This is a genomic window from Streptomyces rhizosphaerihabitans (genome assembly GCF_025399795.1).
Classification (GTDB): Bacteria; Actinomycetota; Actinomycetes; order Streptomycetales; family Streptomycetaceae; genus Streptomyces; species Streptomyces rhizosphaerihabitans.
In genome coordinates this window covers 16,315-27,763 of sequence record NZ_JAODTZ010000080.1, presented here as the reverse complement: position 1 = coordinate 27,763, position 11,449 = coordinate 16,315, and the positions used below count along the sequence as shown (strand labels likewise).

Genomic DNA, 11,449 nt, shown 5'->3' with positions numbered 1-11,449 from the left:
GTCCCTCATCGGCACCACCATCGAGTGGTACGACAACTCATCCGATCAAAGCTGCGACCTGCGGTTTCACCGCCATTACCTCTCCGAAGTCAGCACAGAACCAGCACCGGGAAATCTTGTGCCGGGTAGGAGACGAGGCCGTGCTCGATCTGACTGGCCGTGGTGCTTGATGACAGGTACCAGAGATCGTTACTCACCGTAGCGCGTGCTGCACCACTAGCGCCACGCCGACCGGCTGTCTGCCAACCCCCTCAGCAGGTCTGGGCCACCAAGCCGAACGCTCGTGGGCCTCAGTCAGCTACCTGACTAGGTAGCGCTGACGCCCGGTCACGCAGAGCTGACCGAGCGATGCCGGTCCTTCCTTGCGGTGGTCACCGGCTCGATCAGAATCCACTGCTCGTCCGATAAATCACTCGGATACGGCTTACGTTCACTCACCCGGCCAGCCCACCAGACCACAGCCCCGGGCTGGAAGAATCCGTCCCACGCCATCAGAGAGAGAAAACGCCCTCTCAAGCCGTCGAAAGACAGGGCGCCTTGGACGGCGCCGGCAGAAGCGGTGTGCACCTCAACTACGGAAAAGACCCCCGCTCCCTACACAGGCACGGCGTCAGAGCACTTTAAGTCCTTGGTCAAGCGCGTGGAGGGTGAGGATGTCCATGTGGAGAGTGGGCTTCCCCATGTCGTTGAATTTCCAGCAGCCACAACTTCCGGTGAGCCGGCCCCGTGTGATGACTATCCGGACGTCGCAACTGATTCGCTCCGCGCTCAGGAAGGCACTAGCCGTGTTGGCGCTGACCTTCAGCCCCGTCAGGCGCCATCTCTGCAAATGTTCCTTTGCGGAGCGTGCCCGACGCCGGCCTACCAGGGCTGTCAGTCTGGTGTCGGCGGGGTCGGCCTCCGCCGTCGTTGACTGTAGGAGAACGGTGGGTCGGCTCCGGTTCGGCTGGGTCGTGATTTTGATCCCGGTTGCCGAACAGGCGGCGTGCAGCGCCACGGCATCCACATGCGTGCACGGGTGGGGCATCGGGCACGGACAGATTCCGAACAGTTCACTGCCTGACATGGCGACTTTAACTTCCAAGCTCGGCCCCGGAGTCGTGAAGAAGCCGGTCGTCCAGTCTTCCGTGGTTCGCAATCTGCTGACGCGACCAGCGCGTATCTGCTTGTTGGCCGCGCGGTATCGAGCAGGGCCCATCAGAGCGATGAGCCTTGCCTTGCTATCGGTTCCGGATGTTCCAACACCGGGCCGGACTGTCTGTGAGTGCTCCGGCAGGCGTGCAGTCGGCTGGGCAGTGCGAAGAGGGCGATCTAGCGCCAGGGCTGTTGCAAAGTCTGGCGGTCTTGAATCGTTGCTGGTCAGGCGAGTCCGAGAAGGTCGAGCGGACGGCGGAAGGGCTCGTAGGACATCTCGCGGATCCCGGCTGCGATGTTCGCGTGACCGGCCGCTCGCAGGGTGTTGATCGCGAAGCTGCGGAGCGTGGCCATGTTCTGCGGCCCGTACCCGGTGCGGATCTTCGAGGCGTCTTCGGCGAACGTGGTGTCACGGACGAAGTGGAGCCGGTTCTCGACCACCCACTGGGAACGGGCCAACTGTCCGAGACGCTGGGGAGATGCCTGGCGGGCTGTCAGGTCGGTGAGCGCGTAAACGGTCTGCCGGGTGACCTTGCAGGTCCTGATGTCGGTGCGGTGGCGCAGGATTTTCACGGCCTGGACCACGTGGGGAAAGTCCAGGCCGAGGTCGGTGACCGTCAAGGCCCTGGTCGCCCTCGTCTCCTTGCGCCCGTGTCCCGTCTCGCGGTCGTAGCGCCGGGCGGTGGCATGTTTCCACGGCAGTGCCCTCAACTGCCGGAACAGTCCGGGCTGGTTGGCCTTGACCACCAGCAGAAAGTGCGCCTGCTTCTCCTCCACCAGGAACCGGGCGTGGGCGCGCTGGGTGTGCAGCGCGTCGGCGGTCACCGTCACGCCGGCCAGGTCGAACGGCTCCAGCAGGGCGGCGAAACAGGTGATCTCGTTGGTCTTGTCCGGCACCCGCAACTGGGTGACCGTCTGCCCGGCACCGGTCATCGCGGCCAGCAGATGCGCGGCCGGGCTGGTGCCGGTGCGCGAGCCCCGGGCGCTCTTGCCGTCCACCGCGAGGGTGCCGGCCCCGGCTGGATCGGTGCCGAGCAGGTCGGCGAGCCCGCCCGGGCAGACCGCGTTCAGGACGCGGCGCACGGTTGCCGCGCTCGGCGCGACGCGGACGCTGAACACTGTGGCCACGCGGACACCGAGCCGGGCGAGGGCCGTCTGCGGGGCCGCCTTGGCCCACTGGCCGATCGCCGTGAACGAGCGGGCCCCGGCCAGTACGGCGGAGCAGGAGATCAGCAGCACGCTCACGAACGAGTGACGCCTTCCGCGCCGGTGGTGTGGATCGGCCAGCGTGACCAGCCGCTGCGACAAATGTGGGAGTGCGCGGTGCTGACGTGAGGGCGACTTGATCAGGCAGACGCTGGCAGACTGACGGCACATCGAAGCTCCGGTTGGACAGGGCGACTTGGCAAGGTCACCCCTTCAACTGGAGCTTCGTTGCGTACGTGGCGGTCCACCGATACACCGTCGCATGGCCGTGACCTGCATAAATTCATGAGGTTCAGGACTTGGAAACCGCCCTGACCTCCCCGGCCTCCCCGGCCTCCCGTGAAGCCGGGCCACCGGTCACCGACCTGGCTGGCTCGTTCAGCTGAACGCGCACCGGTTGCCACATCCCCGAGGTGCCCCTGCGCCGCAGCGGCTGGGGCGTCAGCTTCCTCGTCGTGTCACCCCGGCAAGAATCCATGCCTCGACCGCCTCGTACTGCCGGCGCTGTTCCTCCGCATTCCGCCGCCCGGAAAGCATGGTCCCTGCCCAGCCGAGCGCGAAGCCCAGGGGTATGGAGACCAGACCGGTGGTGCTGAACGGGAACCAGTTGAAGTCGGAGCGGGGGAAAGCGGAGAAGGGGGAACCGGAGACCAGGTTGGTGCCGGTCATGAGGACGATGGTGACGAGCGTGCCGCCGATCAGGGTCCACAGCAGGCCCGTACGGGTGTAGCGGCGCCAGAAGAGGCTGTAGACCAGTGCCGGTGCCAGTGCCGATGCGCCGAGGGAGGCCGACAGCAGGGCCAGCGGCTGCAGGTTGTGGTGCTGCACGAGGGTGGCCAGCAGGATGGTGGGGGCGCCCACCGCCAGGGCGGACACCCGTGCGAGGGTCATCTCTCGGCGAGGGGTCGTCTCCTTGCGCCGACTGGCGAACACGTCGTGCGCGAGGGTGTTGGCGCAGGCCAGGATCATGCTGGCGACCGATGCCAGCAGAGTGAGGAAGAGCGCCGTCGTGACCAAGGTGAACAGGAATGATTCGGCCGACGAGACGTCGGCCCCGAGCGCGGCACGCGACCCCAGAAGATAGGCGGTCCTGCCCGTCGGGTCGGCACCTGCGATCGTCTCGCGCCCGATCAGCGCCGTCGCGCCGAAGCTGACGATCATGGTGATCAGCATGAAGAGGGCCACGCACGGCACCGCCCAGGACATCGACCGGCGCACCTGGCGGGCAGTATTCGCGGTGTACATGCGCATGGTGACATGCGGCAGGCAGGCGCCGCCGAGGACGACGGTCATCTCTGAGCTGATCATGTCGAGCCGGGGGTTGGGCCCGTCGGCGAACTCGAGACCGGAATGCAGGAAGGACGGCCCCACCCCGCTGTGTGCTGCTGCGGCGGAGAACAGCTTGCCCATGTCCCAGTCGAACTGCCGCAGGATCAAGGCGGCGACTATCGCACCGGAGCCGAACAGCATCACGATCTTCAGAATCTGGATGAGAGCGGTGCCCTTCATCCCGCCGATCGCCGCATAACTGATCATCAAGGCGCCGACGCCCACGATGCACCCGGTCTTGAGCGAGTCGCTGGAGAAGCCGAGGATGAACGCCAGCAGATCACCGGTGCCGGCGAGCTGAATGAGCATCATCGGCACCAGTGCCGCGATGGTCGCGGCGCACGCGGCGATGCGCACCGCGCGTCCGGGCGTCCGCCGCGCAAGCACGTCACCCATGGTGAACCGGCCCGCGTTGCGCAGCGGTTCGGCCAGCAGGAACATCAGCAGCATCAGGGAGAGGGCTATGCTCAGCGCCAGGACCACGCCGTCGTACCCGTCGAGCGCGATGACCCCGCCCGTGGAGAGGACCGTCGCGGCGGAGATGTAGTCGCCGGCGATGGCAAGGCCGTTGCGCATCGGCGACAGCGATCCGTACCCCGTGTAGAACTCGTCGAGGTCGTCTCCGTCGGGACCTGTCATCACGCACAGCAGCAGGATGATCGTGGCGACCGTCGTGAAGGCCATCAAGGACATCGCCTGCGCCGAACTGCTGAAACCGGTCAACGTCCAGCTCCCCGCTGGGCGTCCAGCTCGGCCTGCTCGCGGATCCGGTCCGCGATCGGGTCGACCCTGCGGCGCGCCGTGGACTCGTACAGCCCGATCGCCACGCAGGTGACCGGAACCTGGATCAGCCCGAGCAGCAGCCCCGTGGACAGGCCGCCCGAGACGGTGCCCGTCATCAGCGAAGGCGCGAACGCGGACAGTACGAGGAAGAGGGTGAAGTACCCGAGCGCCGTGCACGTTGCCACGCGCCGCAGGGAACGGTAGGCACTGCGCAGGACGCGCAGGTCGCTGTGGTGGCCGAGTGCCGGATAGCGCGGCATCGTTCCCCTGTCGGGCTCCGGTTGCGGCTGCCAGGGGTAAGTGAGATACGAGGGGGACACGTAGGGCGCGGGGCCGTGCGGCGCTGCCCGGTGGTGCGACGGGTAGTCGGGGAACCCGAACTCGTCTGGCATCCCGTTTCTCCTTGCGTGACTCAGGGCCCGTGTGGGACCGAAGGGAAGCGGGGGGTGAGCGCACGCTACTCGTGCGCTCAGTCTTTGGCGAGAGTTAGTACAGACCAATCGACCTTGGGGTGCCCGGGGGTTCGGTCGCTCCCGGGCCGCGGTTCAAAATCCCCGGATGCGGACAGGCCGAACGCGGGAGGCTGAGCTCGGGAACCCGGTGCAGCAGCCGGGAGCTCTCTGCGGCTGCGCAACCGCCGACGGCGAGGGATAGTGCGGTGGCGGCTGCCCTGCTGGTTTCGGTCGACCCGTTCTGAGGCCGACCGCTGATCATCAGGGTGAGACCTCCTCCAGCGGCCTGTGCTCCGACTCGATGCCTGGTGGACCGGGCAACTACTCGCACATCACACCTCGCCGCCCTCGACCTCGCCGCACAAGCAATTGGGCAACGGGGTCCCACGATCCACTCGAATCGCGGTGTGGGCGGCAGCCCGGCTGAGCCAGGGGTGAGTATCCCGAGCCGGTCGCGAACCAGGTGCTCGAACTCGGCCCGGTGATCCATCAGCCACGAGAAGTGGAACAAACCCTGGTGGATGACGCCGGCATCGACGCCCCGGTCGTACTCAATGATGAACGGCGAGCCGTCAGGCGCCCGCCGACGACTGTGTCTCGGCCGCCGCACGGTACAGCCGGCGCAGCCGCACCACGCCCAGGTCGTGCTGGTACAGGTTCTCCCGCTGGTCGGCGTCGCCCGGCATGGCCTCCAGCATGACGCGGTCCTGCTCCAGGACCTCCCAGTGGCGCTTCTCGATCAGCGTCCGGTAGAGGAAACGCCAGGAGGCGCGCTGCCAGTCCTCGACCCGGCGGTAGCGCCAGAAGAAGACGCCACTGCGCTGCTCGTCCACCGGGCAGACCATGCCCACGATCCCGAATGGCCCGCCGGGGCCGGCCGACGGTGGGTACGGGATGGACAGGTCGACCCAGTCCACGCCGGTGCGGCACAGCTCCACCCAGTCGAAGTTGATGCCGCGCTGGTCGGTCTTCTCGAAGAAGTAGCCGCGCCCGGTCTCTCGGATACGGAACTTGGCCGTCGTTTCACCGTCGAACATCGTGTGCGAATCATGGTGGAGGAAGGCGCCGTGCATCGGGTCGAGCAGGTTCTCCACGGCGTAGCGCCATGGTGAGTTCCACTCGGCGTAGCAGAGGAATGCGTCCACTTCGGGATCCGTCAGTGGCTCCGGGAGCACCACTTCGGCCGGTTCCGGGTGCTCCTCGTCGCCGAAGTAGGCGAGGATCGCGCCCGCGACCTCGCGTACCGGCAGCGAGGTGACCAGCTTCTTGCCCTCCAGGCTGCAGCCCGGCAGCCCGGGGACGGAGGAGACCGTCCCGTCGGGTTCGACCTCGACGCCGTGGTACCAGCAGGCGACCCGGTCGCCGAGGTGCTTTCCGAGCGACAGCGGTGCCCCGCGGTGCGGGCAGCGGTCGGCGAGCATGGACAGGGCTCCGTCAGAGCGGCGGAAGAGCAGCCACTGCTCACCGAGCGCGGTCACCTTGCGCATCGCGCCAGGGGCGACGAAGTGCGAGGGGACGACGGGGTGCCACTGGTTGCGCAGGCCGGTGGCGTAGATGTGGTCCGCCGTGGCGGAGGACGACAGCGTCATGGTCAGGCTCCCAGTCGGTTCATCTCGGCGCGGAAGGATTCCTCGGTCCACGGTGTGCCGTCGCCGGCGTGGACCTGGCGGGCGTTGAGTCCGCGCACCACGTCGGTCAGCTCGTGGCCCTCTTCGGTGAAGACGTCCTCGAGGGTTGCGGCCAGCTTGTACTCGTACGGGGTCGGCTCGTGGGTACGTGACTGGTGGACGTCAAGGTACGGCCAGGTGTCGCTCACGGTGTCTCCTGAAGGTGTGGGGGAAGGTGTCACAGGTCGAGGACCAGCCGGCTCTGTGAGGCGCACCGCGACACGCAGATCATCATCGTGGCGCAGGTGGCGCGTTCGGCCTCGCTGAGCAGGAAGTCGCGGTGGTCGGGGGTGCCCTCGATCACCCGGGTCTCGCAGGACCCGCAGATCCCGTCGCGGCACGAGTTCGGTGCGTCGATCCCGGCGCTTTCGACGGCGTCGAGGATCGAGGTACCGGCGCCGACGGTGACGGTCACGCCCGAGGTGCGGCACTCGACCTCGAACTCCTCGTCGTCACCGGAGCGTTCCACCGTCGGTGCGGCGAACCGTTCCAGGTGCAGCCGGTCCTCGGGGCAGCGCGCCTCGACGGCCGCGAGCAGGGGTTCGGGACCGCAGGAGTACACCAGCGTGCCGTCGGGCAGGTCCGCGAGCGCGGCGTCCAGGTCGATGTGGCCCAGTTCGTCCTGCGGGACGAGCGTGACATCTCCGCCGAGCGCGGCGAGCTCCGAGGTGAACGCCATGGACGCCCGTCCCCTGCCTCCGTAGACCATCCGCCACGCGGTACCCCTGCGGGTCGCCTCCCTGGCCATCGCCAGCAGCGGAGTGATCCCGATGCCTCCCGCGACGAACAGGTAGGCGTCGGCGTCCTCCAGCAGGAATTGGTTGCGCGGTTCGGAGACCGTGACCGGCTGCCCGGGGCGCAGCTGTGTGTGCACGAACCGCGAACCGCCCCGCGAGGCGGGTTCGTTGAGCACGCCGATGCGGTAGACGTCCGGCACGCTCGGGTCGCCGCACAGGCTGTACTGGCGTACCTGGCCCCCGACGTGGACGTCGAGATGCGCGCCGGGCGTCCAGGCGGGCAGGGGTTTGCCGTCGGGGTGGGTCAGTTCGACGGAGAGTACGCCCTCCGCCTCCCAGGTCATTCGATGGACGACCAGCTGCAGCGAATGCTCGCTCATGGCCTGTTGCCTCCTTACCGGCAGTACACGCGACCGGGCTACTGGCCCGGGATCCTCACGGGTGGGGTGAACGGGACCTTCATCGGTCCGAGTGCCGTCAGATCGACCTCGACGAGGGTGGGTCCTTCGGAGGCGATGGCCTCATCGAGCACCGGGCCCGCGTGCTCCTCGGCGGCGATCCGCAGATACGGCAGCCCGCAGGCGCGCGCCAGCAGTTCGAAGTCGGGAGTGGCGAGGTCGACCCCGGAGCGGCGCTCGCTGTAGCGGTCCTGCATGTTGCGCAGGACTCCGTAGCCTCCGTCGTTGAAGACGATCAGGGTCAGCCGGGGCCGTTCCTGGGCAAGGGTGAGGAGCTCGCCGAGGTGGACGGCGAGTCCGCCGTCGCCGGCGATGACGACGGTGGGCGCGTCGGGCCGTGCGAGCGCCGCACCGATGCCCATGCCGAGCCCCTGTCCGATGCCGCCGCCGCGCGGGAAGACGTTGTCCCGCGGGTCGTACATCTCCAGCAGCCGGTTGCCCCAGCTGCTGGAGGGGATCGTGACGTCGCGCGCCACGACCGCTTCGCGGGGCAGCGCGGCGCGGATCGCGTCACAGATCGCGGCCTGCGGTCCGATGTTGTCGTGCAGGAGCACCCGCACCTCGGTGCGTACGGCGCCGACGCGGTCCGTCCAGCCGCTCTCCGCGGGCCGGGCGTGCGGCAGCAGAGCGGTCAGAGTGGCAGCGGCATCGCCGTGCAGCGCGTGGGCGACGGGGTACACCCGGCCCAGCGCGTCCTGCTCGATGTCGATCTGGATGTGGGCCCCGGGGAGTTCCAGTGTGTAGTCGGCGGTCTCGTTCGAGCGGAAGTGCGTGCCGATGGTGACCAGCACGTCCGCGTCAGCGAGCAGGGCGCGCACCGCGGGGGTGGTGGCGAAGTTGCCGATGACCTGCTCGTGGTCCTCGGGCACCGCGCCGCGCCCGGAGTTCGAGGTCAGCAGTCCCGCTCCGGTCGCCTCCAGCAGCCCGGCCAGCTCGCTTCCGGCGGTTGCCACACCGCCGCCTGCCCAGATCAGCGGGCGGCGGGCGGTGGCCAGAAGGGCGCCGGCTGCGGCCAGTTCACCTTCCGCGGGAGCCGGGACGGCGGCTGCGGGGGGCTCGGCCGGGTCGTCGGTCTGCGCCGCGAACTGGAGGTCGATCGGCCACTCCACGCTCGCCGGGCCGCCCGGCGCGGTGAGCGCCGCGCGGGCCGCCTCGCGCAGGATCCGGCCTGCCTGCTCGGCGTCCGGCACACTCGCGGCGTAGGTGGAGACCGCGCTCAGCATGCCGAGCTGGTCCTTGGTCTCGTGGATGAAACCCCGTCCGCTGCCGAGGAATTCGCTCTCCACCTGGCCGGTGATGTGCAGGACGGAACTGCCCGCGCTGAGCGCTTCGATCAGCGATCCGGCCGCGTTGCCGGCTCCCGTGCCGGTGGAGGTCAGTGCGCAGCCGAGGGTGCCCCGGGCGCGCCCGTAGGCGTCCGCGGCGTTCACGGCGGACGCCTCGTGCCGCACCGGCACGAAACGCAGTTCACGGTCGACGGCCTCGACGAGCGGCAGGTTGTGCACGCTGACGATGCCGAAGACGGTGTCGATGCCGAGTTCCCGCAGGACGGTGACGAGGAGATCGCCTCCGTTGTCGTAACGCATGGTGTCTCCTCAGAGGATGGAGCGGCCGACTCCGCCGCACACGTCGATGCTGGTGCCGGTGATGTACGAGGCGAGGGGGGAGAGCAGTGTGAGAACCGCGTACGCGACCTCTTCGGCCCGGCCGAGGCGGCCGAGGGCTATGCCCCGGTCGGCGGCCAGTTCTGCCTGCCATTCCTCGTAGGTCTTCCCGGAGTCCGCGGCTGCGTGGCGCCTTGTCCACTGGCCGGTGTCGATGAGGCCGAGGCAGACGGAGTTGACCCGGATTCCCTCGCCGGCGAGTTCGGCCGACAGGGACTTGGAGAGGTTGAGAATGCCCGCCCGGGCGGCGCTCGTCGTGATCAGCCGGGGCTCGGGCTGCTTGGCGAGCACCGCGTTGATGTTGACGACGCTCGCCGCGCCGGAAGCGGCGAGATGCGGGCGCGCGGCCTGCAGGGGGTTGAGCACTCCGGCGAACTTCAGCTCCAGCTCGTCGCGCCAGTCCTCGGCGGTGGAGTCGTCGAGACCCTTCATCCGGGACTGTCCGGCGTTGTTGACGAGTCCGTCGATGCCGCCGAACTCCTGGGCGGTGCGGCGGACGAAGTCGTCCACGGCGCCCGCGTCCCGGACGTCGCAGACTCCGGTCAGCAGGCGGTCGTGTCCGGCGCCGAGGTCGGCCGCCACCTTGGCGAGCCGGTCGGCGTCACGGCCACAGGTGGCGACGCGGGCACCCTCGTCGAGCAGGGCGCGGACCGTGGCCAGGCCGACGCCCGAGCTGCCTCCGGTGACCACGATGGTGCGGTCGGCGAGTCCCAGGTCCATAACTCGTGTCTCCTGCAGTTCAGTTCATGGTGAAGCCGCCGTTGACGGCGATCACCTGTCCGGTCAGGTAGCGGGATTCCTCACCGAGCAGGAAGGAGACGATCCCGGTGAGGTCGTCCGGCTGCTGCGGCCGGGAGATGGCCCGGTTCATGCGGTAGAGGTCGTGCCGTTCGGCGGGCACGGTCTCGGTCGCCTCGCACTCGGTGAGTCCGGGGGCGACCGCGTTCACGGTGATCCCCTTGTCGCCGAGTTCGCGTGCCATGGCCCGGGTGAGTGCGATGACCGCACCCTTGGAGGCGATGTAGTGGGCGAGGCGGGGGGATCCGTACAGCGCGGCGTCCGAGGCGATGTTGACGATCCGCCCCGGTGTCGCGAAGAGCGGGTACAGCGCCTTCGACACCAGCCACGGGCTGCGGGCGTTGACCGCCATCAGCCGGTCCCACACCTCGATGTCGATGTCCTGGAACTCCTTGCCGCCCACGCCGTTGGCGAGGGCCGCGTTGTTGACCAGGCCGTACACGGGGCCGATCTCGCGCACGGCGGCCGCCAGCGCGGCCACCGAGGCGGGGTCGGCGACATCGCAGCGCACGAAGCGGGCGTCGATGCCCTCCGAGCGCAGTTCCGCGACGGCGTGCTCGCCCCGTTCCCGTTCCAGTTCGGCGACGACGACCCGGAAGCCGTCGGCGCCGGCCCGGCGGGCCATGGCCAGTCCCAGGCCACGGCCCGCGCCGGTGACGACGACAGTGCGTGCGTCGGCCGGGGGCTGGTCAGCCACGGGTGACGCCGTGCATCGGCGAGTACTCGGGGTAGGTGGGCACCTGCGGCTTCTGCGTGCCGATGACGACGCAGAAGAGGGCGTCGGTGTCGCCCTCGTTCTTGAGCGAACGGGTCACACCGGCGGGGACCACGATCATGTCGCGGTAGCCGAGGGTGCGGTACTCGGCCTCGTCGGGGCCGCGGTGGATACCGACCTTGACCTCGCCCTCCAGGACGAAGAAGGCCTCTTCGACATCGTGGTGGGTGTGGGCCGGGCCTTCGGCGCCGGGCGGCAGCAGCATGTTGGAGAAGGTGAACCCGCCGGACGGGAGGATCCGGCTGTCGCTCTCGTGGTTGCCGGTGGCACCCGAGCCGACGTACCGGATCTGGCCGCGGCGGAACTGTGCGCCGGCCTTCTCCTGGAAGGAAAGGGTGTCGAAGTCCGCCACACGGGAGGCCTTGGTGGCGATGAGGGAGTCGGTGTACGCGCAGAGGTCGTCGCCGTTGTCGTACGCGTCGGTGGTCAGAGGCATGGTGGAGGCT

Annotated in this window: 10 protein-coding genes and 1 pseudogene; all 11 read right to left on the bottom strand. The window is 68.7% G+C overall.

Annotated features, from left to right (window positions below):
- Positions 1-363: 363 nt before the first annotated feature.
- Positions 364-438: pseudogene (locus tag N4G66_RS46140) on the bottom strand (transposase); the annotation flags it as partial.
- Between the two features lie 921 nt (positions 439-1,359).
- Positions 1,360-2,511, bottom strand: a complete 1,152-nt coding sequence (locus N4G66_RS41935) for an ISAs1 family transposase (RefSeq protein WP_449343328.1) — start codon at positions 2,509-2,511, stop codon at positions 1,360-1,362.
- Between the two features lie 270 nt (positions 2,512-2,781).
- Positions 2,782-4,362, bottom strand: a complete 1,581-nt coding sequence (locus N4G66_RS41930) for a sodium/solute symporter (RefSeq protein ID WP_261709580.1) — start codon at positions 4,360-4,362, stop codon at positions 2,782-2,784.
- Positions 4,363-4,388: 26 nt separating this feature from the next.
- Positions 4,389-4,844: a DUF485 domain-containing protein gene (locus tag N4G66_RS41925; RefSeq protein WP_261709578.1), complete on the bottom strand. Its 456-nt coding sequence runs from the start codon at positions 4,842-4,844 to the stop codon at positions 4,389-4,391.
- A gap of 632 nt (positions 4,845-5,476) precedes the next feature.
- The gene (locus tag N4G66_RS41920; protein ID WP_261709577.1) at positions 5,477-6,493 is read right to left on the bottom strand and encodes an aromatic ring-hydroxylating oxygenase subunit alpha; all 1,017 of its coding nucleotides are present in this window, start codon (positions 6,491-6,493) and stop codon (positions 5,477-5,479) included.
- Positions 6,494-6,495: 2 nt separating this feature from the next.
- Positions 6,496-6,720 carry a recombinase-like helix-turn-helix domain-containing protein gene (locus N4G66_RS41915; protein WP_261709576.1) on the bottom strand — a complete coding sequence of 75 codons (225 nt, stop codon included), beginning with the start codon at positions 6,718-6,720 and terminating at the stop codon, positions 6,496-6,498.
- Positions 6,721-6,749: 29 nt separating this feature from the next.
- Complete coding sequence (locus tag N4G66_RS41910; RefSeq protein WP_261709575.1) at positions 6,750-7,688, bottom strand: PDR/VanB family oxidoreductase; 939 nt, start codon at positions 7,686-7,688, stop codon at positions 6,750-6,752.
- 38 nt (positions 7,689-7,726) lie between these two features.
- Positions 7,727-9,352 (bottom strand): thiamine pyrophosphate-binding protein, encoded by a 1,626-nt coding sequence (locus N4G66_RS41905; RefSeq protein WP_261709574.1) that lies wholly within the window; start codon positions 9,350-9,352, stop codon positions 7,727-7,729.
- A gap of 9 nt (positions 9,353-9,361) precedes the next feature.
- Positions 9,362-10,150: an SDR family oxidoreductase gene (locus tag N4G66_RS41900; RefSeq protein ID WP_261709573.1), complete on the bottom strand. Its 789-nt coding sequence runs from the start codon at positions 10,148-10,150 to the stop codon at positions 9,362-9,364.
- Positions 10,151-10,169: 19 nt separating this feature from the next.
- On the bottom strand, positions 10,170-10,925 hold the full coding sequence (locus N4G66_RS41895; protein WP_261709572.1) for an SDR family oxidoreductase: 756 nt from the start codon (positions 10,923-10,925) through the stop codon (positions 10,170-10,172).
- A complete protein-coding gene (locus tag N4G66_RS41890; protein WP_261709571.1) occupies positions 10,918-11,439 on the bottom strand; it encodes a cupin domain-containing protein in 522 nt (173 codons plus the stop codon). Before N4G66_RS41890 ends, N4G66_RS41895 begins: the two co-directional genes overlap by 8 nt.
- Positions 11,440-11,449: the final 10 nt, after the last annotated feature.